We start from the raw sequence: 23,440 nt of genomic DNA, 5'->3' as shown, positions 1-23,440 counted from the left end.
GCAGCGGAGCGGCTTGCAGCCAGCTTCATGTCTGCACCTCTCTTGCAACGTTTGCGGCTTGCGCTTGTTGTTCTTGTGCCTGACCGGCGGCGGCAATCGCCTCCACCACCTTTTCCATCTTCATGAACCGCGATCCCTTCACCAGCACGCTACCCAGTTGCGGCAGCGCGGTGTGCACCGCCTCCAGCAGCGATGCCATATCTTCAAAATGCTGGGCTGTTGGCCCGCAAGCCTTTGCAGCGTGGCTTGTCAGATCCCCCAGCGCGTATACCTGCGCAATACCGGCGTCGCGCGCATGCGCTCCAGCTTCTGCATGGAATGCGGGGCCTTGGTCGCCCACCTCCCCCATGTCGCCCATCACCAGTAGCTGGGGGCCGGGCAGCGCCGCCAGCACGTCGATGGCTGCGCGCATGGAATCAGGGTTGGCGTTGTAGCTGTCATCCACCACCGTGATGGCGCGGCCAGCGACAGAGACTTCAAAAGCCCGAGACCGACCTTTGACAGGAACAAAAGCCTCGAGCCCCTGCTCGATCGCTTGCAGCGGCGCACCCGCAGCGATGGCGCAGGCAGCCGCGGCCAGGGCATTGGTCACGTTGTGTCGCCCCGCAATGTGCAGGCGGCAGCGTGCAGAGCCTGCAGGGGTGGACAAAGCCACGCTCCAGCCCCCCTGCTCCCAGCGGGCCTCTGTGCAATGCACATCACCGCCCTCCCCAAAGGTGATGCAGCGACGCGTGCCTGCCAACCCGCGCCACAGTGGGCTGTAGGTATCTGCGGCAGGAAACACCGCCACGCCATCCGATGGCAGCGCGGAAAATACCGAGCCGTTCTCTTCAGCCACGGCCTGCACGGTGTGCATGAACTCCAGGTGCTCGCGCTGTGCGTTGTTCACCAGGGCCACCGTGGGGCGGGCCATGGCGGCGAGCTGGGCGATTTCGCCCGGGTGGTTCATGCCCATCTCGATCACGGCGGCGCGGTGTGCGGACGTGAGGCGCAGCAGCATCAGCGGCACCCCGATGTCGTTGTTGAAGTTGCCCTGCGTGGCAAAGGCTGCATCGCCCTTCCAGGCGCGCAGGATGGACGCGATCATCTGCGTCACCGTGGTCTTGCCATTGCTGCCCGTCACACCGATGAGGGGCAGCGCGAACTGCGCCCGCCACCCCGCACCCAGGGCCCCCAGCGCTGCCAAGGTGTCGGGCACCTCCAGACCGGGCAAGCCTGCTTGCTCCAGCCCGCTATGGGCTACCGCAGCGGCTGCGCCGCTGGCCTGCGCCTGGCTGAGGAAGGCATTGGCATCAAAGCGCTCGCCCTTGAGGGCGACAAAGAAGTCACCCGCCTGCAGCGTGCGCGTATCAGTGTGCACACGGGCCAGTGGCGTTGCGCCATCGCCCACCATGCGAGTGGCAGGGATGCGTGGGCGGACCAGGTCCAGGGCCTGTTGCAGGGTCATCATGCCCATGGGGTTTCTCCGCGGGCCTGCAGTGCGCTGCGCGCCTGGGCCATGTCTGAAAACGGGCGGCGCACGCCAGCCACCTCTTGATAATCCTCGTGCCCCTTGCCAGCGATGAGCACTACGTCCTGCACTGCAGCTTCGCGCAACGCCAGGGCAATGGCGGCCGCACGGTCTGGCTCCACACGCACCGTCTCGCCTGCAATGGTGCCCAGCAGAATCTGGTGCAGGATGACCGCCGGGTCTTCGCTGCGCGGGTTGTCGCTGGTGGCAATCACCCAGTCAGCGTGCCGCTGGGCCGCAGCGCCCATCAGGGGGCGTTTGGAAGCGTCGCGGTCGCCACCGCAACCGAACACGCACCACAGCTGGCCCCCGCGTTGCTGCGCTATAGGGCGCAATGCCTGCAAGGCTTTTTCCAGCGCGTCCGGGGTGTGGGCGTAATCCACCGCCACCAAGGGCTGGCCGGGCTGCGCCAGTTGCTGCATGCGTCCGGGCACGGGTTGCAACTGGGCACAAGCCTGCACCGCAGCAGCCAGAGGGACGCCCAGGCTGCGCAAGGTGGCAATCACCCCCAGCACGTTCAGCACGTTGTAGGTACCCACCAGCTGAGACTGCAACAGGTGCTGCTCGTTGCCTTCCACCACCCACCATTGCAGACCGCCTTGCGCCGCAACGATGTCGCGTGCCATGAGGCGCGCCGGGCCGCTGGCGGAAACGCTCCAGAGGTCTAAAGCCTTCGAGGTCGCAGCCAACTCGGCATGCAGCTGCGCGCCTGTGGCGTCGTCCACATTGATGACCGCTGCCTGAAGCCCCGGCCATTGGAACAGGGCCCGCTTGGCCTGCCAGTACTCGGCCATGCTGCCGTGGTAGTCCAGGTGGTCCTGCGTGAAGTTGGTGAACACGCCCACTCGAATCTGCGTTCCAGCCAGACGATGCTCTGCAAGCCCGATGGATGAAGCCTCGATGGCACAGGCGCGCAGGCCCTGGTCTGCAAACTGACGGAAAGCCCGCTGCAACAGCACCGGGTCTGGCGTAGTCATACCCGTGGTTTGCACCTGGGGAGGAACACCCACACCCAAAGTGCCCACTACCGCACATCCAGCAAGCGCAGGCAGCTCATTTTTTGATAGCAAATTGACAGACTCGGCCAGCCACCAGGCGGTGCTGGTCTTGCCATTGGTTCCCGTCACCGCCAGCACATCCAGCGCGCGGGAAGGTTCTTCGAACCACAACGCTGCAATGCTGCCGGTGGCAGCTTTCAGACCACGCACGGCGGCCAATGGCGCACCTTCTGCAAAGCGGAAGGCGTCCACGCCTTCGGCCTCCACAAGGCAGGCGGTGGCGCCGCGGGCCAGTGCATCGGCCACATGGGCACGCCCGTCGGTGGCTGCGCCGGGCCAGGCAATAAAACCATCGCCAGGAGTGACACGGCGGCTGTCGGTGTGCAGGGTTCCGGTCACGCGCGCGCGCAGCCACGCCACGGCATCAGCCACCTGATGAAGCGCATGCAAGGCCTGGGCTGGGTTCGTCACAGAGACTCCTCCACCGGATTGGCCACGATCTGCGGCTTGACCGCCATGTCGGGCGGCACGCCCATCATGCGCAGGGTTTGCTGCACCACTTCGCTGAACACCGGCGCAGCCACCAAGCCCCCATACACCTGCCCTGCACTGGGCTCGTCCACCATCACCGCCACGATGATGCGGGGCTTGTCGATAGGCGCCATGCCGGTAAACCAGGCGCGGTACTTGCCCGCCGCATAGCTCTTGCCCACCTGCTTGCGCGCGGTACCCGACTTGCCGCCCACGGAATAGCCCACGGTTTGCGCCTTTTGGCCCGTGCCGCCCGGCCCTGCGGCCATCTGCAGCATCTTGCGCACCTGGTCTGCCGTGCGCTCCGAGAACACGGGAACGCCCACAGCGGGCTCGTGGCTCTTGAGCAGGGTTGCAGGGATCACACGCCCGCCATTGGCAAACACGGTGTACGAGCGTGCCATCTGGAACAGGCTGGCCGACAGCCCGTAGCCGTAGGACATGGTGGCCTGCTCCACTGGCCTCCAGGTCTTATAGGGGCGCAGCCTGCCGCTGATGGCGCCCGGAAATCCTATTTGCGGCTTTTGCCCAAATCCTGCTGCAGAGAAGGTCTCCCACATTTCCTTGGCAGGCATCTGCATCGCGATCTTGGTCGTGCCCACGTTGCTGGACTTCTGGATCACGCCCTCCACCGTCAGCAGACCATAGTTGTGCGTATCGGAAATCGTGGAACCCGTGATGTTGATGCGGCCAGGGTTCGTGTCGATGGGCGTCTCGGGCTTGACGCGACCGGTCTCCAGTGCCAGACCGATGGTGAAAGGCTTCATGGTCGAGCCAGGCTCGAACACGTCGGTGAGAGCCCGGTTGCGCAACTGCTCGCCCGTCAGGTTCTGCCGCTTGTCAGGCACATAGCTGGGGTAGTTGGCCAGGGCCAGCAACTCGCCGGTGTGCGCATCCATTACCACCACACTGCCTGCCTTGGCCTTGTGTGCCTGCACCTGATCGCGCAGCTTTTGGTAGGCGAAGAACTGCACCTTGCTGTCGATGGATAGCTGCATGTCCTTACCATCCACGGGAGGAATGGTCTCACCCACGCCTTCGACCACGCGACCCAGGCGGTCCTTGATCACACGGCGGGAACCGGGCTTGCCTGCGAGCTGGCTGTTGAAGGCCAGCTCCATGCCTTCCTGCCCCTTGTCTTCCACATTGGTAAAGCCCACGATGTGCGCGGCTGCCTCCCCCTCGGGGTATTGGCGCTTGTATTCCTTGCGCTGGTAGATGCCCTTGATGTCCAGCGCGGCAATCTGCTGGCCCACGTCCCAGTCCAACTGGCGCTTGATCCAAACAAAGGTCTTGTCTTCATCAGACAGCTTGGCCATGAGATCGGTAAAGGGCATGTCCATCAGCTTGGCCAGCTGGCGCAGCTTGGCCTTCACTTCGGGCTTGTCGTGCTCCACGTCTTCCGGAATCGCCCAGATGCTGGCGGCCGGCACGCTGGAGGCCAGGATCAAGCCATTGCGGTCCAGAATCTTGCCGCGGTTGGCAGGCAGTTCCAGCGTGCGCGCAAAGCGCACTTCGCCCTGGCGCTGGAAGAAATCGTTGCCAAACACCTGCACATAGGCGGCGCGGGCACCCAAGCCCACAAAGCCCAGACCGATCATCGCCACGATGAACTTGCTGCGCCAGACGGGCGTCTTGCTCGCCAGCAGCGGGCTGGATGTGTAGAGAACGCTACGGCTCATCGTGCGCCCTCCGCCGCAGTTGCAGGCCTGGATTGCGCAGCAGCCGCGCCTGCGCCTGCAGGGTCACTCACATACTGGGTGATGGCAGGTGTGGCGGCGCGCATGTTCAACTGCGCGCGGGCCAGCTTCTCCACCCGCAGCGGGGTTGCCTGCGCGCGCTTTTCCACCTGCAGGCGCTGGTGTTCGGTGTCCAGTCGGCGCGCCTCGGCCACCGCGCGATCCAGCTCGGTGAACAGGCGGCGCGACTGGTATTGGGTGTGCACCAGGTACATCGCGCTCACCAGCACCGCCAGCAGCAAGACCAGATTCAGGCGCGCCATGGCACCTCCTGCATCCGCAGTCGGGATGTGGGCTGTACAGACATGGAGCGCACAGAGCAGCTCATGCCTCGGTCCTCTGCGCAATGCGCATGATGGCGCTGCGGGAACGGGGGTTGGCAGCCACCTCCTCCTCGCTCGGCTTGATGCGATCGAGCGCCAGCAGCTTCATGGGCTGGGGTGCCGCAAACGGCGCCCGGCGGTCGTACACCTCTTTGGAGTGCTTGGCGATGAACTGCTTGACGATGCGGTCTTCCAGTGAATGGAAGCTGATGACCACCAGGCGACCACCAGGGCGCAGCACCGACAGACTGGCTTCTAGTGCCTGTTGCAACTCTTCAAGCTCAGCGTTGATGAAAATCCGAAGAGCCTGAAATGTGCGCGTTGCAGGGTTCTGGCCCGCCTCGCGGGTCTTGACCGCGCCAGCCACGAGATCGGCAAGCTCGGAGGTGGTTGCAAGGGGGCCCCGTTCCTCGCGCCGAGCAACAATCGCCTTTGCAATGGGGCCAGCAAACCGTTCTTCACCGTATTCACGTATCACCTCCGCAATCTGCCCCATTTCGGCAGTGGCCAACCAATCGGCCACGCTTTCGCCGCGCGTGGTATCCATGCGCATGTCCAGCGGACCGTCGAACCGGAAACTGAACCCCCGGCCAGGACTGTCGATCTGCGGCGAGCTCACCCCCAGGTCCATCAGAACCCCGGATGCACTGCCCGCAGGCATTTCGGCCAGATGGCGGAAACCTTCGTGCCGAATGGAAAAACGCGCATCGGTGATGCGCGCTGCCTCGAGGATGGCTTCGGGGTCCTTGTCGAATGCCACAAGGCGCCCCTCAGGCCCCAGCCTCTGCAGGATGTGCCGCGAATGCCCCCCTCGTCCGAAGGTCGCATCCACCCAGGTGCCCGCAGACTCCGGGCCTGCGTTACCCAGCAGGGCATCAACGGCCTCGTGCAGCAAAACCGTGGTGTGTTGAAGGGATGTGGTCACCGCGGCCTCAGAAAGAAAAATCCTTGAAAGCATCGGGCATCTCGCCTTGCATGGCTTGAGCCTCCTGCTCGTCGTAAGTGGCCTTGTCCCACAGCTCGAAATGGTTGCCCATTCCCAGCAAAACCGCCTCTTTGCTCAACCCTGCGGCAGCGCGCAGCTCGGGCGACACCAGGACGCGGCCTGTGCCGTCCATCTCCACATCCATGGCGTTGCCCAGAAAGATACGCTTCCACCACTGCGCAGACATGGGCAGTTGGGCAATGCGCTCGCGGAACTTCTCCCATTCGGGACGGGGGAACACCATCAGACAACCGTGGGGATGCTTGGTGATAGTGAGCTGACCTGCTGCCGTGGCCGCAAGGACGTCACGATGCCGGGTCGGCACAGAAAGCCGACCCTTCGCATCGAGACTGAGCGACGAGGCACCTTGGAACACGGACGGATTTCCCAGCTAGAAGGACAACCATCCAATCCGGCGACCGGATCAAATGGCACTTTTCCCCACTTAATTGCACTTTTTTCCACTGTAGCAGGAAAAGCCTAGCCAGCAATAGGGGCGCTACAAAGTTTTTCAATGAAATCAATGACTTAGCGCCGAATCCGAAGGCGTGAACGCATGAAAAACCCTTGTGAAATAAGCACTTAGAAATGGCTGTGCAAGTGAAACCTGAAGCGGCACCCCACCCCATCGGACTTGTTAACTATGGTTGCAGCCTACATAGAGCGAAACCATCGTTCTGATGCCGGTCACGGCGAGCGCACCCCGCTCCTCAAGCGCGCCAAGCATGAAAAAGCCCGACCCGCTTTCGCGGATCGGGCTTTGTGATGCGCAGCCAAGAGAAGAGACTTTTGACGCTGATTAAAGGATGTAGCGGGACAAATCCTCATCCTGGCTCAAGGACTGCAGGCGGGCATCCACATAGGCGGCGTCGATGCGGACCGTCTGGCCGCCAAGACGGGTCGCGTCAAAGCTCACTTCATCCAGGAGGCGCTCCATCACGGTAGACAGGCGACGGGCACCGATGTTCTCCGTGCGCTCGTTTACGTGGTACGCAATGTGGGCGAGCCGCGTAATGCCTTCTGGTGTGAAGTCCAGCGTCACACCCTCGGTGGCCAGCAGCGCCTGGTACTGCTTGACCAGGGAGGCATGGGTCTGCATGAGGATGGCCTCGAAATCCTTGACCGACAGGGACTCCAGTTCCACACGAATGGGAAAACGCCCCTGCAGCTCGGGGATCAGGTCGCTGGGCTTGGACAGGTGGAATGCCCCCGAAGCAATGAACAGGATGTGATCAGTCTTGATCATCCCGTACTTGGTAGACACCGTGGTGCCCTCCACCAAGGGCAGCAGATCGCGCTGCACGCCCTGACGGGACACATCGGACCCACTGGTTTCCTGGCGCGCGGCCACCTTGTCAATTTCGTCGATGAACACGATGCCGTTCTGCTCGGCATTGGCAATGGCGCGGAGCTTGATCTCTTCGTCATTGACCAGCTTGCCCGCCTCTTCATCGGTGAGCAGCTTGAGCGCCTCTGCGATCTTGAGCTTGCGCGTCTTGCGGCGGTCCTGCCCCCATTGGCTGAACATGCCGCGCAGTTGCTCGGTCATTTCCTCCATGCCCTGCGGGCCCATGATTTCCAGCTGGGGGCGCGCCTCGGCAACATCAATTTCAATCTCTTTGTCGTTCAGCTGGCCTTCCCGCAGCTTTTTGCGGAACACCTGCCGCGCCGTGCTGTCGCTGGCGGGCTGCTCTGCCCCGGCCGCAGCGCGCGCGGGCGGAATCAGCACATCCAGAATGCGCTCTTCCGCCGCATCTTCTGCGCGGGCGCGCACCTTCTTCATCTCGGCTTCGCGCGTCTGCTTGACGGCAATCTCTGCAAGATCGCGAACGATGGAGTCCACATCCTTGCCCACGTAGCCCACCTCAGTGAACTTGGTCGCCTCCACCTTGATGAAAGGAGCATCCGCCAGCTTTGCCAAGCGACGGGCAATCTCGGTCTTGCCCACACCCGTGGGGCCAATCATGAGGATGTTCTTGGGCGTGATTTCCTGACGCAGGCTGCTGTCCACCTGCTGGCGGCGCCAGCGGTTGCGCAGCGCAATCGCCACGGCACGCTTGGCGCTGGCCTGGCCCACGATGTGGTTGTCAAGTTCGGAGACGATTTCCTGGGGAGTCATGGAGGACATGCGTTGCCTGCCTTCAAATTCAAAGCCAAATCAGCCGCCAACGCTTGATAAAAAAGCGCAGGCAGCTATCAAAATATGAGCAAAACCAACACACCGCCTTACAGCGTTTCGATGGTGTGGTTCATGTTGGTGTAAATGCAGAGTTCGCCCGCGATTTCGAGCGACTTCTTCACAATCTCCTGCGCGGACAGGTCTGTGTTGACCAGCAGCGCCTTGGCCGCCGAGTGTGCGTACGCACCGCCCGAGCCAATGGCCACGATACCCTGCTCAGGCTCCAGCACATCGCCGTTGCCCGTGATGATGAGCGATGCGCTGGCATCGGCCACGGCCAGCATGGCTTCCAGGCGGCGCAGTACGCGGTCGGTGCGCCAGTCTTTGGTCAGCTCGATGGCGGCACGGGTCAGGTGGCCCTGGTGCTTTTCCAGCTTGGCCTCAAAGCGCTCGAACAGGGTGAAGGCATCGGCCGTGGCACCCGCAAAACCCGCCAGCACCTTGCCATGGTAGAGCTTGCGCACCTTGCGTGCCGTGCCCTTGACCACGATATTGCCCAGCGTTACCTGCCCGTCACCGCCAATGGCAACCTGAACGCCTTGTGGCGTCTGGCGACGCACACTCAAAATGGTGGTGCCGTGAAACACCGGGGTATCTTGTGATGAGTCCATAGCTGCGGAAGGTGGGGACTCTTCCGCAGATTGCAAGCACTGCTTGTGGTGCAAGCCCTCGATCAGTTCTTGCGCGGAATGACCCAGGCGTGCTCGTTGACGCCAATCACATTGAAGAACACGGCAATCAGGCGATGCAGGTTCTGGAAATGCACCACATGCCCCTGCGCCTGCTGCTCGGCAGCCCAGTTCAGCACAGAGCCTGCCGCCGCAAAATCAATCCGCATGAGCTTGTCGCAGGACACAGGCAGCGGGACACCTTGGCGCATCATGGCTTGAAACGGCTCAAGCATCGGTGTGGCATCCCCCTCGATGACACCGCTGAGAGCGACCACAGGCCCTGCATCTAGAGGCATGGGCAAGGAAAGATCCCCAAAATCCGAGGCGAGCATGTCACGCTCGTTGGGCTTTGCCTGCTCTGCCGAAGCTGCGGGATCGTCCCCCGAATAGCCGCACTGAGGTGCGATCCAGGAAGGCGGTGAAACCTCGTAAGTCACGCAATAGTCCAACGCCACCAGCTCGAATTCGTCCAGGCGCCCCATCAGACGCAAGGCCGACATGCGAAGGCGCCACCATTCAGGACCCGACGCACGGTCACCCGACTGCGTCATGACCTCCATCAGCGTGTTCAGACGATCTACGCCCGAGAAAACAAACTGGCCCTTCTTGTCGGCCCACTTGGTAAACAGGTCGGCCAGCAAAGGCACCGCAGCATCGTCAATGCTGCTGATGCGCGTCCAGGACAGTGTCCAGGGCGAGGCAGCGCGTTCCACCGAAGCCTGCAACGCCGCCACGGAGGACACCGCCAGACGCTGGGGCGCGCTCCAGCTGAAGTCGCGCCGCGCGGGACCTTCAGCCACTTCAGAGGCTGCCGCTGCCAGACCCAACTGCTCTGGCAGCGAGAACCACAACGGAGCCGAACGGCTGTACTGCGCAGCAAAATCAATGGCCAACGCATCAAAGCGATCGTGCTGACCCGTGGCCCGGTACAGGTCAAACAGGGTCATCCAGAGGTCGAATTGCTGCTCGGGATCATCCTGGCGGTGCTGCTGGAGCACCTCCAGCAAGCCGGACTCAGCGCCTTCGTAGTCGCCATTGGCAAAGCGAATGGCCGCCTCTTCCAAGTCGGGTTCGTGCACAAATTTCTCCAAGGCAGCCACCGGGGCCGCCGCAGGGGCAGGGGAAGGCACGATGCCGGGTACCGTCTGGCTGAATGCCGGCTCGGCAGGAACGGTGTCAGCATGCAGCCTGGCATCCGTCGCGCCAAAACCACCCACCTTCATGCTGTCATCGGCAAACAAGGGGGCGACGGGGCTGGCGGGTGACAGCGGGGCTGCCAAGCTGACGGGCGCCGTGGGCGCAAATGCACGCGCATCCGCAGCGGCCTCCGTATCGGGCCCATGCGCTGCCGCAGACGCTGGCACCGAGGCGGGAACCGAAGCCAGATCGCTGGGCATGGTGGGGCCGCTGTCGGACTGCTTGCTCTTCCACCACTGCTGCGACATCTGCGCTTCGATTTCATCAATCTTCTTGAGCGTCACAGCGCGCTCGTCGGGCGATGCCATGCTGCTCTGGAAGAACGACGGACGATTGGTGGGGTCTTCGGTGCGCTGGCCATGCAGGGCCTCGCGCTTGCGCAGTTTGCGCAGTTGATCAAACTCCCGGCGGCGCACAAAGTCGTTGCGCCGCTTGCGCTCAATCATCTCCTTGAGCATCTGCTTGCTGTATTGGCTCTCCTTGTCGTCTTGCAAAGAGTCCAGCTCAGTCCACTGGACAGTGGGGTTGCGCACAAACCGCACCATCTTGGACAGGAGTCCTTCAGCTGGCGGGGTCTCTTCCTTGCTCATGGGAATGCAATCACTGTGACGGGAGGGGCAAACAGCATCATCCGGGGATCAGTCCCCGAACATCTTCTGCTTGAGCTCGCGGCGCTGCTGCGCTTCCAGCGACAGGGTCGCTGTCGGGCGTGCAATCAGGCGTCCCACGCCGATGGGCTCGCCCGTCTCGTCGCAATAGCCGTAGTCACCAGCGTCAATGCGCGCAATGGACTGCTCGATCTTCTTGAGCAGCTTGCGTTCGCGGTCACGCGTGCGCAGCTCCAGAGCATGCTCTTCCTCGATGGTGGCACGGTCTGCCGGATCGGGCACCACCACGGTGTCCTCACGCAAATGTTCCGTGGTCTCGCCAGCACTGTTGTGAATGTCCTGCTTGAGCTGCACCAGCTTCAGACGGAAAAACGCCATTTGCTTGTCGTTCATGTACTCGCTGTCAGGCATGGCCAACACTTCAGCGTCGGTCAACTCCTCGGCAGACTTGGTCTTCCAGTTGTTGGCGAGCTTGGGGTCTTTTTTGGCAGCGGTGAAAGAGGGGAGCACTTGCGCGGTCGTGGACATGGTGTTTTGGTAACTGGCTTTGGCTGCAGTGGAAGCCACTGTCTGCGCCATGGATGGTACGGTCAATTGGGCCAAACGCGAAGAAGGCCGGGTGGCACGCTGCGGAACCTGCGAATCCGCCACCGCAGGTGAAGCGGGCGCGGCAGCCGGGGGGGCGGAAGCTGCAGCAGCCTTGGAGGCTTTGGCTGGAGCAGACGCAGCAGGGGCTTTTGCCGCCGTTGCTGGCGCCTTGGACACCGCCTTGGATTTGCTGGTTTCGGCTTTCACTTCCTGGTCTCCTCGCTGTACGGGCAGGCCCTGGCTGCAGCTGCGGCCGGGGGCGGATGGCAAGCCTTCCGGGGTTTTACCGGGGCGCGATTGTATCGACCTGGGCCGCCGCAAACAGAAACGTTGCGGATACAACACACCCCATGTAGTTCACAAAGGGTTAAGGATGCGCTGCATCCACCGCACCCCTCAGACCAGACTCTGGTCAAGCCCCTGGCGGAAGATGTCCTGCGGCAGGTCAATGCCGATGAACACCATCTTGCTCACGCGAGCCTCGCCCTCAGCCCACTGCGGCCCCAGATCGCTGCCCATGAGCTGGTGCACGCCCTGGAAGATCACCTTACGCTCAGTCCCTTTCATGTTCAAGACCCCTTTGTAGCGCAGCATGCGGGGGCCATAAATGTTGACGATGGCACCCAGGAAGTCTTCCAGCTTGGCTGGATCAAAAGGACGGTCGCTGCGGTAGACAAAGCTCTTCACATCATCGTCGTGATGGTGGTGATGCCCATGGCCGTGCTGGTGTGAGGGGTGGTTGCACTCTTCGCCATGCGCGTGATCATGATGTTCGTGACCATGGTCGTGCTCACAGTGGCCATGATCGTGGTCGCAATGGCTGTGGTCTTCGTCCTTCAGGAAGTCCGGGTCGATATCCAGCTTGGCGTTCAGGTTGAACCCCCGCAGGTCCAGCACCTCCTTCAGCGGCACTTCGCCAAAATGCACAGCCTTGATGGGCGCGCGGGGGTTCATGTGCTTGAGGCGGTGAATCAATGCATCCACCTCGGCGACACTGACCAGATCCGTCTTGGACAGAAAGATCTGATCGGCAAAGCCCACCTGCCGACGGGCCTCCTGGCGGTCATTGAGCTGCTGGGGGGCATGCTTGGCATCCACCAGGGTGATGATGGAGTCGATGAGATAGGTTTCCGCAATCTCCTCGTCCATGAAGAAGGTCTGCGCCACCGGGCCGGGGTCTGCCAGGCCGGTGGTCTCGATCACGATGCGGTCAAAGTCCAGCAGGCCCTTGCGTTTCTTGGCAGCCAGCAACTGGAGGGTTTCGCGCAGGTCTTCGCGAATGGTGCAGCAGATGCAGCCGTTGCTCATCTGCACGATCTGCTCTTTCGACTCGGTCACGAGGATGTCGTTGTCGATGTTCTCTTCGCCGAATTCGTTCTCGATCACAGCGATCTTCTGGCCGTGGGCTTCGTTCAGAACCCGTTTGAGCAAGGTCGTCTTGCCCGAGCCCAGGAAGCCGGTGAGGATGGTGACAGGAATGAGTGCCATGGAAATCTCTTTCAGATGGAAATAGGGCGGAGATACATATCCCGCCCGTTGCGTGACCGAGCCTGAAGATCAGGGTGGAAACCGGTTTTTTCCAGTGTAGCGATCGTGTCAAGCCCCTCGCCACGCAACACTGACGCAAAAAAAGTGCGCCCGCCTTTTCAGCTCCTCTCAGACCTTGTTCAGGCCTTGCGCATCACCACCAGCCCCTTGAGGTATTCCCCTTCAGGAAACTCCAGTGTCATGGGGTGGTCAGGTGCACCCTGCAAGCGTTCACTGATGTAGCCGTCCACACCCGCATCAGCCCCGGCAGAGGCCACGATCTTGTGGAACAGGTCTGCGCTGATGCCCCCTGAACACGAGAAGGTGAACAGCACGCCGCCCGGCTCCAGCAGTTGCAGCGCCAGACGGTTGATGTCTTTATAGGCCCGGGCCGCCCGTTCAGCATGCGCCGCAGTGGGCGCAAACTTGGGCGGATCGAGCACGATGGCGTCAAAGCGCACGCCGTCTTTCAGGAACTGGCGCAGCGAAGCATTCACGTCCGCGTCCAGAAACCGCGCCTGCTCCATGTCAAAGCCATTGAGCTGAACATGGGCTCGGGCTCTGTCCAGCGCGGGGCCGGACGAATCGATGGACGTGACCATCCCGCCGCCTTGCTCCCCTGCCCCTTTGTCCGCCGCCCGCTGCGCGGCCTGCATGCCCCACAGGGCAGCCACGCTGAAGCCACCGGTGTAGCAAAAGCAGTTGAGCACCTTGCGCAGGTTCAGCCGCTGCACGTAATCCGCAAACCGTTTGCGGCTGTCGCGCTGGTCCAGGTAAAAGCCGGTCTTGTGCCCTTCGGCAATGTTGAGGGTCAGCCGCCAGTCATGTTCGTAAATGGTCAGCTCCACCGGTGGCTCCGGCTGCCCGGCCTGATTAACCACAGGGCCGCCACGCAGCCAGCCGGTGGCGGGCTCCAGCCCTTCCAGAGACCGGACACTGGCGTCAGACCGCTCATACAGCTTGCTCAGCCCCGTCTCCTTGAGCAGCGCATCGGCCAGCACGGCCTTCCAGCGTTCGGTGCCTGCGCTGGTGAACTGGGCCACCAGCGTGTCGCCATAGCGGTCCACGATCAGCCCGGGCAGCCCGTCCGATTCGCCGTGCACCAGTCGCACACCATCGCTCTTGATGTCAAAACGGGCTCTGGCGCTTATGGCGCGAGCGCAAGCAGCTATGAAAAACGGAGCATCAATGCGCTGCTTTTCGTCAAAGCTCCACACCCGGGCGCGGATGCGCGATTGCGGGCTGAACGCGGCCCACGCCAAAAACTGCCCTTCATGCGACTCCACCCGCACGGTCTCGCCGCTGTCACCTCCGCCCTTGGCAATGGCCGATTCAAAGATCCACGGATGACGGCGCTGGAGCGAGCGCTCCTTGCCCTGCTTGAGTCGAATGGTTTTCATGCCCTGAATTGTGCCGGGAGTCCCCTCACCCACAGGCCACCAGAACCCTTCTCAATCCACACATTGAAAATCATATTTTTCATATTTGACATTTAACAAAGATGGGAGATAAAATTTCTAACACTTTTTATCATTTCACCGGAGCCCGTCATGATCAACGCAGCCGCCGCATCCCATACCAATACCTCCACCGGCGGCGCCGGGGCCCTCACGCAGATCCGTGAGTTCCTGGCCTTCAAGATTGCCAACGAGGAATACGGTGTGGACATCCTGCGCGTGCAGGAAATCCGCTCCTACGAGAAGCCCACCACCATCGCCAACGCACCCGAGCACCTCAAGGGCGTGGTCAACCTGCGTGGCGTCATCGTTCCCATCATTGACCTGCGCATCAAACTGGGCCTCAGCGGCGTTCAGTACAACCACCTCACCGTCGTCATCGTGCTGAACATTGGCTCGCGCGTGGTGGGCCTGGTGGTGGATGGCGTGTCAGACGTGCTGACGCTGGAGCCATCGCAGCTGCGTCCTGTTCCGGCCCTCGATTCCAACTTTGACCCAGAACACCTGCTGGCCATCGGTTCGGTGGACGATCGCATGCTGATCCTGCTGGACATCGAGAAATTCCTGAAAGATTCGCTGACTGCAGAAAGCAGTGAAGCGGTGCATTGACCCCCCATCCCTGAGGCTACGCAACCCCGGTGGCACCCAACTTGCTTGGGTTTTCGGGACTGCTGCGTTGGCACTCGGAACAAAAGGTACAGCCATGAACCTCGACAACATCCGAATCTCCACCCGCCTTGCCGTGCTGCTGGCGGCGTTGTGTCTCCTGACCGCGCTGATCGGCACTGCCGGGCTGCTCGGCATGCAGCGCGCCAATCAGGGCCTCAACACGGTGTACCAGGACCGGGTCGTGCCCCTCAAGCAGATCAAGCTGGTCTCGGATGCGTACGCCATCAACATTGTGGACACCGCCCACAAGGTGCGCGACGGCGCCATGACGCCAAGCCAAGGTCTGCAATCTGTTGCAGAGGCGCGCAAGGAGATTGAAGCCCAGTGGAAGGCCTACCTGGCCACCGAGCTGGTGGATGAAGAGGTGCAACTGGTGGCCCGCTTTCGCAATACACAAGCCACGGCAGACGCCTCGGTCGCAGAACTGGAGCGCATTCTGAAAGCGGCAGACATTCCCGCGCTGACCACCTACGCCGCCAAAAGCATGTACCCCGCACTGGACCCGCTGCAAGATGTGTTGGGCAAGCTGGTGCAAGTGCAACTGGACATCGCCAAAGCCGAGTACGAACGCTCAGACTCGCTTTACCACTCCATGGTCTTTGCCATGATCACCTCGCTGGTCATCAGCATCGGCCTGGCCATCGGTTTCGGCTATCTGGTCATCCGCTCCGTCTCCCAGCCTTTACGCAAGGCGGTAGCCTTTTCCAAGGCCATTGCCCAAGGCGACCTGACCCAGCACATTGAGGCCCGGGGCACCAATGAAACCGCGCAGCTGCTGCATGGTTTCAAGAGCATGCAGGCCTCCCTGGTCACGCTGGTCGGGGCGGTGCACCAGGGCGCAGCCAGCGTTTCTGCTGCGTCTGGCGAGATCGCGCAGGGCAACGACGATCTGTCTGCCCGCACCGAGCGGCAAGCCAGCGCGCTGCAGGAAACGGCGGCTTCGATGGAGGAGTTGAACTCCACCGTGCGCATGAACGCCGACAACTCCCGTCAGGCCAACCAGATGGCGCAAAGCGCATCGGCAGTGGCAGCCCAGGGCGGTCAGGTGGTGGCCGAGGTCGTCAACACCATGCGGGGCATCAACGAAAGCAGCAAAAAGATTTCGGACATCATTGGCGTGATCGATGCCATTGCCTTCCAGACCAACATCCTGGCGCTGAACGCCGCGGTGGAAGCCGCACGCGCCGGTGAACAAGGCCGAGGCTTTGCCGTGGTGGCCAGCGAGGTGCGCAACCTGGCCGGACGCTCGGCCGAGGCGGCCCGCGAGATCAAGCAGCTGATCGGCACCAGCGTAGAACGGGTGGAGGCAGGCACCGCACTGGTAGACCGCGCCGGTCAGACCATGAGCGAAGTGGTGGGGGCCATCCAGCGCGTTACCGATGTGGTGGGCGAGATCAGCGCTGCCAGCTCCGAGCAAAGCCAGGGTGTGGACCAGGTGAATGTGGCGGTCGCACAAATGGACCAGGCCACCCAGCAAAACGCCGCCTTGGTGGAGCAAATGGCTGCGGCAGCGGCTGGACTGAACGCGCAAGCCCGCGGCCTTGTTGAGACAGTCTCCAATTTCAAGCTCCCATCGGCCAGCGCACAGAACCTGCGTTTGCACAGCGCCTGATTGCTCCAGCGCTTCCAGTGCCAAACAAAGCTGGTCACGATGCGAATGGGCCGCTAGGATTTGGCGCATGAAAAAACTCTCAGCCCACTGGCTGCTGGCAAGCGCAGCCCTCGCGCTTGCTGGTTGCGCCAGCATGACTCCCGAACAATGCAAGGTGGCCGACTGGTACCAGGTGGGGCTGGACGACGGTGCCAACGGCGAGCCCCCGCGCACCCAGCTTGCTGACTACACCGAAGACTGCGCCAAAGTGGGCGTGCGGCCTGATGCGGCCCGCTACCGCGCGGGGTGGGAGGCAGGCATTCCCCGCTTCTGCACACCCTACAGCGGCTGGCGTGAAGGCACGCGGGGCAATACCGGCAAGCAGGACGCCTGCCGCGGGCGCATGAACGAAGGTGCGTTCTCCATGGCGTTGAACGCGGGGCTAGAGGTGTACCGCACACGACAGTCCATCAGCAGCAACGACAGCGAAATCCGCCGACTGGAAAAGCGCCTGCAGGACAAAGGCCTGAGCGATCAGCAACGCCGCGAAACCCGCGACCGCCTCCGCTACCTGGACTTTGAGCAGTCGCGGCTGCGACGCCTGCTGGCCGATCAGGAGAGCATGGCCCCACGCTGAGGCAGCTGCTAGCGCTGGACTCTGTGCCACTCGCAGCACCAAAACCCGTTAGAGCGCCTGCCCGGTGCGCCCCAGCCTTGGCGCCCAGTTGCCCAGAATGTCCGCAGACACCAGCACCCTGCGGGCCTGACCGATCAGCAAATGGCGTGGCACCAGGCCGATGTAGCGCGAATCCACGCTGTTGTCCCGGTTGTCGCCCAGCATCAGGTACTGCCCGGGGGGAACATCCAGCGGGCCGAAGGTGCTTCGTGCAGGCACGCCGTGCAGCCACTGCACCCGGCGCTCGTGGCCCTGCAGGCGCTCAGTCCAGCGGGTGGCGTCTACCTCTGCCCCCATGCCCAGTGCTTCGCGCACGTCCTCGGGGGCCTGGTAGTCAGCTGCTTGGCCGTTGATGTAGAGCACTTCGTTGCGCATCTCCACCCGGTCTCCCGGCACGGCAGCGATGCGCTTGATGAGACGGGTGCCATCCTGGGGAGAACTGAACGTCACGACGTCACCGCGCTGGGGTTCTCCCAGCGGCAGCAGCACGATGTCAGTGAGCGGGAGCTTGAAGTCGTAAGCCAGCCGGTTCACAAAGACCACGTCGCCTTCCAGCAGGGTCGGACGCATGGAGCCTGAGGGAATCGGGTTCCAGTCTGCAATGGCAGTACGAAAGAAACCAAAACACAGCAGCATGAGCAGGAAATAGCGCTGCTTGCGGAACCAGTTTTTCACAAAGCTCTCCTCACCCGGCGGGCTGTTGGCGTGATGACTGGGAGCATCGCTCCCGCTACAAGTTCCGGACTCGGAGCGAGAGAGCCTCTGCCCCCGGGCCACACCATGCATGCCCAGCAGTTGAGAAAGGTCTGCACCGGTTGCGCAGCCCGTGCGGGATGTCAGCTCTTCTTGCGCGCCCGCGGGTGCGCCGCGTCGTACACCTTGGCCAAGTGCTGAAAATCCAGCCTGGTGTACACCTGCGTGGTGGTGATGTTGGCGTGCCCCAGCAACTCCTGCACGGCACGCAAGTCGCTGCTGGATTGCAGCACATGGCTGGCAAATGAGTGGCGCAGCATGTGCGGATGCACCGGTGTCGTCAGCCCCGCCTGCTGGCTGCGCTGGCGCAGGCGCAACCACACCGACTGGGCCGTCAGCCGCTTGCCGCGCTGGCCCACAAACAGGGCGGCATCCAGCGCCCCGCTGGCACCAAAGGGCTGAATGCGCAGGGCCAGCCAGTTTTTCAGAGCCTGCACTGCAGCTCGCCCCACGGGCACGCTGCGGCGCTTGCTGCCCTTGCCAAAAACATGGGCCTCGCCGGCCTGCAGGTCAATCCAGCCACGGCCTTCACGCTGCGCCTCGGCGCTGGGCTCCGCGTCCAGCCCCACCAGCTCTCCCACGCGCAGGCCACAGCCATACAACAGCTCGACGATGGCAGCGTCCCGGGCTTCGAGCCAGGGGTCGGCTGCAGTGTTTTCATAGTCTGCCAGACGCACGGCATCATCCACGCCCAGCGCTTTGGGCAAAGGCTTGGGCGCCTTGGGTGCGCGCACATCCTGCACCGGGTTGTGCGCCACCAGCCCCTGCCGCCCCGCCCAGGTGTAGAACCCGCGCCAGCCAGAGAGGATGAGTGCAATCCCCCGCCCGCTGCGCCCACCGCTGTGCATCTGCGCCACAAAGCGGCGAATGTGCGCGCTGGTGAGCTGCAGCATCGGTGTGTTCACACCCGCAGCCAACTGCGCGAGCTTTTCAAGATCCAGGGTGTAGAGCGTGACCGTGCGCGCCGCAAGCCGCTTTTCCACCCGCACATGCTCCAGATAGCGCAGTACGTGCGGATCGGTGGGCAAGGGTACGGACGAAGGCACCTCGGCCATGGACTCAACCCGCTGTGAAGAGAGCCGTGACTGCGGCGCACGCCAAGGCACAAGGCCGCCGCCACTGGCGCAGCGCAAGGCCAGTGCCACCGTGGAGCCGGCTTTGCCGGGCCAGGGGTGGCGTCCCCCCCTCGGGGGGGGAAGACGCGCAGCGGCTCAGGGGGGGCTTCACTTCAACCGCACCAGCGCCGCACTCGCCAGCTCTGCAATGCGCGAAAGGAATTCCGTGCCCATGGTCGCATCAAAGCGCTGCGGATCGGGCGAGCCCAGCACCAGCAGGCCAAACGCAGGCGTGGCGCTGTCGATGGCGCCTTCGCGCAGCGGCAGCAGGGCCAGCGACTGGGCGGGCTCGCCACCGGCGTCCTGCGCCAGCCAGCCCGCAGGCTCAAAGCCCAGGTTGGGGCCGCAAAACGGCATGGTCAGCGACGAGGCAAACGCACGCGCATCCTCGCTCGCTCCCTGGGTGAAATCAGCGTCGATGTAGGGGCCCGCCACCGTCCACACCCGCACCGTGGCCTGGGGCACATCAAACAGGGTGCGAATGCCGCTGACCACGGCCTCGGGCAGGTCAAACGGGTCCTTTACGCGCAGCAGGGCGCTGGTCCATTGGTGCACCTTGGCCGCAATGGCGGTGTTGTCATTGCTGTTGCGCACCATGTCCATGATGCGGTGCTCCAGCCCCTTGATCTTCTCGCGCAGCATCTCGGCCTGGCGCTCCTGCAGGCTCACGGCACGGTGCCCGTGGGGGCTGGTGATCTGCACGCTGGCCAGCACCTCGGCATGGCGCTCGAAGAAGCCGGGGGTGTTGGTCAGAAAGTTGGCGATATCTTCTTCGGTGATCGGGGGAATGTGGGTAGTGCTCATAGGGTGTCCGGAATATCGATCTGGCCTTCAAACACGGTGGTGGCCGGGCCGGTCATGTACAGGGTGTCGGTCTCCTGACCGCTCCAGGCAATCGTGAGGCGGCCACCGCGCATGTCCACATGCACTTCGTTGTCGAGCAGCCCCAGGCGGATGCCAGCCGCCACGGCAGCGCATGCACCCGTGCCGCAGGCCAGCGTCTCGCCCGTGCCACGCTCGAACACGCGCAGGCGCACATGGGTGCGGCTTACCACCTGCATGAAGCCCGCATTCACCCGCTGCGGAAAGCGCACATGCCGCTCCACCAACGGGCCCCAGATGGCCACCGGGGCCGTATCCACATCGTCGACCAACTGCACCGCATGCGGATTGCCCATGGACACCACCGCTACAAAAACCGTAGCTGGCTGCGCTGGTACATCCAGCGCTAGCGGCCATTTTTGCCCAGCACCTTGCGCCACAGGCTCCAGTCCCGCAGTGTCGAACGGCACCCGCGCGGGCTCCAGCACCGGGCGGCCCATGTCCACCGCCACCCGCCCATCGGGCGTGAGGCGGGGCGCAATGACCCCGCTGAGCGTTTGCACCCGGATGGTGTCCTTGTCCGTCAGGCCCTTGTCGCGCACGTAGCGCGCAAAGCAGCGCGAGCCGTTGCCGCACTGCTCCACTTCGCCACCGTCAGCGTTGTGGATCACGTACTCAAAATCAATCCCCTCGGCGGGCGAGGGACGCACGGTGAGGATCTGATCGGCCCCCACGCCAAAGTGGCGGTCGGCCAGGTAGCGGTAGTGCGCAGTCGTAAGACCCAGGCGGCCCTGGGTTTCGTCCAGCACGACAAAGTCGTTGCCTGCGCCCTGCATTTTGGTAAAGCGAATCTGCATGCCCGGATTATCGTCGCTGCCCGGCCATGCAGCACCACGCGCCTAGGCCACAAGAACGGCAAACACCCACCCGCGAAGCGGCCGTGGCCAGGCGCTCTGTCGCAGGCGATCCCGGTGGTGCAAGGCGCTTGACTGAGAAAATTGACGCAGCAGGAGCCGTAGCTATTGCGAGTATTTGCAACGCCGCATACCGCCACAGACTGCAGACGCACACGGCGCGGTGATTTATGCAAAGGACCCAAGGGGGCCGTACGAGCCGTTTATAGCCCTGCCACCACTGCGGTTGGCTCACCGGTTTAGGCTTGGGGGCACATTGGCATTGCTTTCTTCCACCGCCCCAAGGAGCCCCATGTCTGCATCGCTACCCGATCTGTCCAGCTTTCCCATCACCCGCAAATGGCCTGCGCAGCACCCTGACCGCATCCAGCTGTACTCGCTGCCCACGCCCAACGGCGTCAAAGTCTCGATCGCGCTGGAGGAGTTGGGACTCCCCTATGAAGCCCACCTGGTGAGCTTTGAGCGCAATGACCAGATGTCGCCTGAGTTCCTGTCCCTCAACCCCAACAACAAGATTCCCGCCATCCTGGACCCCAACGGCCCGGGGGGCCACCCGCTGGCGCTGTTCGAGTCAGGCGCCATCCTTGTCTACCTGGCAGAAAAGGCAGGCCGCCTGCTGCCGCGGGATGCAGCGGGCCGCTACAAAACCCTGCAATGGGTCATGTTCCAGATGGGCGGGGTTGGCCCCATGTTTGGGCAGCTCGGCTTCTTCCACAAATTTGCTGGCAAAGATTACGAGGACAAACGCCCCCGGGATCGCTATGTGGCCGAGTCCAAGCGTCTGCTCGGTGTGCTCAACCAGCGCATGGCAGGCCGCCAGTGGATCATGGGTGACACCTACACGATTGCCGATATCGCCATCTGGCCTTGGGTGCGGAATCTGGTGGGCTTTTACGAAGCGGGTGAACTGGTGGGCTTTGACGCTTTTGCAGAAGTGCAGCGTGTGCTGGCCGCCTTTGTGGCTCGCCCTGCGGTGATCAAGGGGCTGAACGTGCCCCCCAGAGCCTGAGAACCCGTTCAAAGCACTTGCCGACACCACCGCTTTTTGGCCCGCATTTGATTTTGATCATGCCCGCAAGGCCTAGGCTGGCCGGCCTTGCGCCTACGATGGCACCCAGAAAAACAGGGAGTGCCCCATGAGTTTGACGGTGGATGTTTTGAACGATCTGGAGGCCAGCAACCTCCAGGCTGCCTCGCAGGCAGCGTTGCAGGAATGCAGCCCGATCGCGCTGATCGAGTTGCTGGAGATGCTGTGGAGTTGTGACTTGCAAGGTGCCAACACGGTGATTGACGCCGTGCTGCAACGGCTGCAGCAGCTGCGTGCGTTGCGCTGAGCGGGCGCAGCCAGCAACCCACCTCTCGGAGGCTGTACCGCTACCGGCTTGGCAAGCTCTCCTGCCAGGAGCAGGGATGGGCAGGTGAGTCACCACAGTGTGCGCCCGCCCTCAGAGGATCTCTGCTCCAGCCCTGCCCTACTCGATCACGATGTTGGCTGCTTTCACCACTTCAGCCCATTTGATGCGATTGGCATGGACCGTGGCCTTGAACTGTTCGGGGTTTTCCAGACGAACCGTGTTGCCAGCCTGCTCCAGCCTGGAACGTACTTCTGAGGACTCCAGCACACTGCGAATCGCGGTGTTCAAACGTGTCACCACGCGCGAGTCCGTTCCTTTGGGGGCAAACAGGCCGAACCAGATGGAACTGTCAAAGCCTTTGGTGCCAGCGACGCCACTTTCGGCAATGGTGGGCACCTCGCTGACGGCAGGCACACGTTTGGCCGTGGTCACCCCCAGCAACCGCACCTTGCCCGCCTTGTAATGGGCCAAGGCGGTCTGCACCTGGTTCATGATGCAGCAGGTCTCCCCCCTCAAAACAGAGGTAATGGCCTCGGGGCCACCCTTGTAAGGCACGTGCAGCATATCAAGCCCCGTTCTGGCATTGAATTCTGCAAAGGCCATGTGGGTGCCAGCCCCATGGCCCGTGGAAGCAAAAGCGTATTTGCCAGGATGTGCCTTCACCAGTTCCACAAACTCCTGGATGCTCTTCGCGGGGATCACATCGGGATTGATCATCAAGACGTTGGAAACATCAATGATGGGAGCAACAGGCACAAAGTCTGCCTCCACATCGAAGGACAGTTTCTTGTACAGGGCTGCATTGCTGCCATGGGTGGCCGCAGTGCCGAAGACCAAGGTATAGCCGTCGGGTTTAGCCCGGGCAACATACTCTGAAGCAATATTGCCTGCGGCGCCACTCTTGTAGTCAATTACTACGGGCTGCCCGAGGAGTTTGCCCAAGGGCTCCTGCAAAGCGCGTCCCACTACATCAATCCCCGAGCCAGCCGGAAAACCCATGATGAACGTCACGGGCTGCGTCGGCCAGTCCACCTTGTTACCGCTCTGAGGCTGGGCATGCGCCGACTGCACCAAGCTCAAGCCTAAACCACCCACCCAGGCGGCAACACGCCAAAGCACTCGCCCATTTCGACCCACTAAAGAAAACATGAAAACACCTTTCGACAAACTATCAACATGAAGGTGATTGTCAAAGTTCACTCATATGCGAGGCGCTTGTGTTTATTGCCAAA

General features: G+C 62.5%; 22 protein-coding genes. 5 read left to right on the top strand and 17 right to left on the bottom strand.

Features of this window, described 5'->3' with window-relative positions; translation table 11 throughout:
* Window positions 1–25: 25 nt before the first annotated feature.
* From murF to AACH87_RS04200, 12 genes are all read right to left on the bottom strand, one after another.
* Complete coding sequence (gene murF, locus AACH87_RS04255; protein ID WP_338797495.1) at window positions 26–1,456, bottom strand: UDP-N-acetylmuramoyl-tripeptide--D-alanyl-D-alanine ligase; 1,431 nt, start codon at window positions 1,454–1,456, stop codon at window positions 26–28.
* Window positions 1,447–2,979 (bottom strand): UDP-N-acetylmuramoyl-L-alanyl-D-glutamate--2,6-diaminopimelate ligase, encoded by a 1,533-nt coding sequence (locus AACH87_RS04250; RefSeq protein WP_338797494.1) that lies wholly within the window; start codon window positions 2,977–2,979, stop codon window positions 1,447–1,449. Before AACH87_RS04250 ends, murF begins: the two co-directional genes overlap by 10 nt.
* Window positions 2,976–4,721: a penicillin-binding protein 2 gene (locus AACH87_RS04245; protein WP_338797493.1), complete on the bottom strand. Its 1,746-nt coding sequence runs from the start codon at window positions 4,719–4,721 to the stop codon at window positions 2,976–2,978. Before AACH87_RS04245 ends, AACH87_RS04250 begins: the two co-directional genes overlap by 4 nt.
* On the bottom strand, window positions 4,718–5,041 hold the full coding sequence (gene ftsL, locus AACH87_RS04240; protein ID WP_338797492.1) for a cell division protein FtsL: 324 nt from the start codon (window positions 5,039–5,041) through the stop codon (window positions 4,718–4,720). Before ftsL ends, AACH87_RS04245 begins: the two co-directional genes overlap by 4 nt.
* A 61-nt stretch (window positions 5,042–5,102) precedes the next feature.
* On the bottom strand, window positions 5,103–6,026 hold the full coding sequence (gene rsmH, locus AACH87_RS04235) for a 16S rRNA (cytosine(1402)-N(4))-methyltransferase RsmH (protein WP_338797490.1): 924 nt from the start codon (window positions 6,024–6,026) through the stop codon (window positions 5,103–5,105).
* Between the two features lie 7 nt (window positions 6,027–6,033).
* Window positions 6,034–6,462 carry a division/cell wall cluster transcriptional repressor MraZ gene (mraZ, locus tag AACH87_RS04230; protein ID WP_338797489.1) on the bottom strand — a complete coding sequence of 143 codons (429 nt, stop codon included), beginning with the start codon at window positions 6,460–6,462 and terminating at the stop codon, window positions 6,034–6,036.
* 423 nt (window positions 6,463–6,885) lie between these two features.
* Window positions 6,886–8,214: an ATP-dependent protease ATPase subunit HslU gene (gene hslU, locus AACH87_RS04225; protein WP_338797488.1), complete on the bottom strand. Its 1,329-nt coding sequence runs from the start codon at window positions 8,212–8,214 to the stop codon at window positions 6,886–6,888.
* Window positions 8,215–8,312: 98 nt separating this feature from the next.
* Entirely contained in the window at window positions 8,313–8,876 is a 564-nt protein-coding gene (hslV, locus tag AACH87_RS04220; RefSeq protein ID WP_338797487.1) for an ATP-dependent protease subunit HslV, read from the bottom strand.
* Window positions 8,877–8,938: 62 nt separating this feature from the next.
* Window positions 8,939–10,723 (bottom strand): STAS domain-containing protein, encoded by a 1,785-nt coding sequence (locus AACH87_RS04215; RefSeq protein WP_338797486.1) that lies wholly within the window; start codon window positions 10,721–10,723, stop codon window positions 8,939–8,941.
* A 48-nt stretch (window positions 10,724–10,771) separates the two neighbouring features.
* Window positions 10,772–11,536, bottom strand: a complete 765-nt coding sequence (gene dksA / locus AACH87_RS04210; RefSeq protein WP_338797484.1) for an RNA polymerase-binding protein DksA — start codon at window positions 11,534–11,536, stop codon at window positions 10,772–10,774.
* 189 nt (window positions 11,537–11,725) lie between these two features.
* Window positions 11,726–12,817: a GTP-binding protein gene (locus AACH87_RS04205; protein ID WP_338797483.1), complete on the bottom strand. Its 1,092-nt coding sequence runs from the start codon at window positions 12,815–12,817 to the stop codon at window positions 11,726–11,728.
* A 179-nt stretch (window positions 12,818–12,996) separates the two neighbouring features.
* Window positions 12,997–14,256 carry a class I SAM-dependent methyltransferase gene (locus tag AACH87_RS04200; RefSeq protein ID WP_338797482.1) on the bottom strand — a complete coding sequence of 420 codons (1,260 nt, stop codon included), beginning with the start codon at window positions 14,254–14,256 and terminating at the stop codon, window positions 12,997–12,999.
* Between the two features lie 150 nt (window positions 14,257–14,406).
* Here AACH87_RS04200 and AACH87_RS04195 point away from each other — a divergent pair, with 150 nt between their 5' ends.
* The 3 genes from AACH87_RS04195 (at window position 14,407) to AACH87_RS04185 (ending at window position 17,210) form a co-directional block, all read left to right on the top strand.
* Window positions 14,407–14,922: a chemotaxis protein CheW gene (locus AACH87_RS04195; protein WP_338797481.1), complete on the top strand. Its 516-nt coding sequence runs from the start codon at window positions 14,407–14,409 to the stop codon at window positions 14,920–14,922.
* Between the two features lie 94 nt (window positions 14,923–15,016).
* Entirely contained in the window at window positions 15,017–16,594 is a 1,578-nt protein-coding gene (locus tag AACH87_RS04190) for a methyl-accepting chemotaxis protein (RefSeq protein ID WP_338797480.1), read from the top strand.
* Window positions 16,595–16,661: 67 nt separating this feature from the next.
* Entirely contained in the window at window positions 16,662–17,210 is a 549-nt protein-coding gene (locus AACH87_RS04185; protein WP_338797479.1) for a DUF2799 domain-containing protein, read from the top strand.
* 48 nt (window positions 17,211–17,258) lie between these two features.
* On the opposite strand, the gene lepB is transcribed toward AACH87_RS04185, so the two are convergent.
* From lepB to dapF, 4 genes are all read right to left on the bottom strand, one after another.
* The gene (gene lepB / locus AACH87_RS04180) at window positions 17,259–17,924 is read right to left on the bottom strand and encodes a signal peptidase I (protein WP_338797478.1); all 666 of its coding nucleotides are present in this window, start codon (window positions 17,922–17,924) and stop codon (window positions 17,259–17,261) included.
* Window positions 17,925–18,085: 161 nt separating this feature from the next.
* Window positions 18,086–19,057 carry a tyrosine-type recombinase/integrase gene (locus AACH87_RS04175; RefSeq protein ID WP_338797477.1) on the bottom strand — a complete coding sequence of 324 codons (972 nt, stop codon included), beginning with the start codon at window positions 19,055–19,057 and terminating at the stop codon, window positions 18,086–18,088.
* A gap of 168 nt (window positions 19,058–19,225) precedes the next feature.
* Entirely contained in the window at window positions 19,226–19,921 is a 696-nt protein-coding gene (locus tag AACH87_RS04170; RefSeq protein ID WP_338797476.1) for a DUF484 family protein, read from the bottom strand.
* Window positions 19,918–20,796 (bottom strand): diaminopimelate epimerase, encoded by an 879-nt coding sequence (gene dapF, locus AACH87_RS04165; RefSeq protein ID WP_338797474.1) that lies wholly within the window; start codon window positions 20,794–20,796, stop codon window positions 19,918–19,920. The genes AACH87_RS04170 and dapF overlap by 4 nt, the downstream gene beginning before the upstream one ends.
* Window positions 20,797–21,145: 349 nt before the next feature.
* Here dapF and AACH87_RS04160 point away from each other — a divergent pair, with 349 nt between their 5' ends.
* Window positions 21,146–21,862 (top strand): glutathione S-transferase N-terminal domain-containing protein, encoded by a 717-nt coding sequence (locus tag AACH87_RS04160; protein ID WP_338797473.1) that lies wholly within the window; start codon window positions 21,146–21,148, stop codon window positions 21,860–21,862.
* Between the two features lie 127 nt (window positions 21,863–21,989).
* Window positions 21,990–22,187: a hypothetical protein gene (locus AACH87_RS04155; RefSeq protein ID WP_338797472.1), complete on the top strand. Its 198-nt coding sequence runs from the start codon at window positions 21,990–21,992 to the stop codon at window positions 22,185–22,187.
* A gap of 138 nt (window positions 22,188–22,325) precedes the next feature.
* Here AACH87_RS04155 and AACH87_RS04150 read toward each other — a convergent pair whose 3' ends face one another.
* Window positions 22,326–23,357 carry a tripartite tricarboxylate transporter substrate binding protein gene (locus AACH87_RS04150; RefSeq protein ID WP_338797471.1) on the bottom strand — a complete coding sequence of 344 codons (1,032 nt, stop codon included), beginning with the start codon at window positions 23,355–23,357 and terminating at the stop codon, window positions 22,326–22,328.
* Window positions 23,358–23,440 lie beyond the last annotated feature (83 nt).

Origin of the sequence: Acidovorax sp. DW039 (assembly GCF_037101375.1) — a bacterium.
GTDB lineage: Bacteria > Pseudomonadota > Gammaproteobacteria > Burkholderiales > Burkholderiaceae_C > Acidovorax.
The sequence above is the reverse complement of the archived record's forward strand: the minus strand, read 5'-3'. Positions and strand labels throughout refer to the sequence as shown.

Excerpts from the sequence above, each read along its gene's own strand:
- AACH87_RS04195 (WP_338797481.1), top strand. The coding sequence starts at position 14,407 with ATGATCAACGCAGCCGCCGCATCCCATACCAATACCTCCACCGGCGGC.
- dapF (WP_338797474.1), bottom strand. The coding sequence starts at position 20,796 with ATGCAGATTCGCTTTACCAAAATGCAGGGCGCAGGCAACGACTTTGTC.
- AACH87_RS04205 (WP_338797483.1), bottom strand. The coding sequence starts at position 12,817 with ATGGCACTCATTCCTGTCACCATCCTCACCGGCTTCCTGGGCTCGGGC.
- AACH87_RS04170 (WP_338797476.1), bottom strand. The coding sequence starts at position 19,921 with ATGAGCACTACCCACATTCCCCCGATCACCGAAGAAGATATCGCCAAC.
- AACH87_RS04175 (WP_338797477.1), bottom strand. The coding sequence starts at position 19,057 with ATGGCCGAGGTGCCTTCGTCCGTACCCTTGCCCACCGATCCGCACGTA.
- AACH87_RS04185 (WP_338797479.1), top strand. The coding sequence starts at position 16,662 with ATGAAAAAACTCTCAGCCCACTGGCTGCTGGCAAGCGCAGCCCTCGCG.
- AACH87_RS04190 (WP_338797480.1), top strand. The coding sequence starts at position 15,017 with ATGAACCTCGACAACATCCGAATCTCCACCCGCCTTGCCGTGCTGCTG.
- AACH87_RS04215 (WP_338797486.1), bottom strand. The coding sequence starts at position 10,723 with ATGAGCAAGGAAGAGACCCCGCCAGCTGAAGGACTCCTGTCCAAGATG.
- AACH87_RS04155 (WP_338797472.1), top strand. The coding sequence starts at position 21,990 with ATGAGTTTGACGGTGGATGTTTTGAACGATCTGGAGGCCAGCAACCTC.
- murF (WP_338797495.1), bottom strand. The coding sequence starts at position 1,456 with ATGGGCATGATGACCCTGCAACAGGCCCTGGACCTGGTCCGCCCACGC.
- ftsL (WP_338797492.1), bottom strand. The coding sequence starts at position 5,041 with ATGGCGCGCCTGAATCTGGTCTTGCTGCTGGCGGTGCTGGTGAGCGCG.
- hslV (WP_338797487.1), bottom strand. The coding sequence starts at position 8,876 with ATGGACTCATCACAAGATACCCCGGTGTTTCACGGCACCACCATTTTG.
- hslU (WP_338797488.1), bottom strand. The coding sequence starts at position 8,214 with ATGTCCTCCATGACTCCCCAGGAAATCGTCTCCGAACTTGACAACCAC.
- AACH87_RS04150 (WP_338797471.1), bottom strand. The coding sequence starts at position 23,357 with ATGTTTTCTTTAGTGGGTCGAAATGGGCGAGTGCTTTGGCGTGTTGCC.
- AACH87_RS04245 (WP_338797493.1), bottom strand. The coding sequence starts at position 4,721 with ATGAGCCGTAGCGTTCTCTACACATCCAGCCCGCTGCTGGCGAGCAAG.
- AACH87_RS04200 (WP_338797482.1), bottom strand. The coding sequence starts at position 14,256 with ATGAAAACCATTCGACTCAAGCAGGGCAAGGAGCGCTCGCTCCAGCGC.
- AACH87_RS04160 (WP_338797473.1), top strand. The coding sequence starts at position 21,146 with ATGTCTGCATCGCTACCCGATCTGTCCAGCTTTCCCATCACCCGCAAA.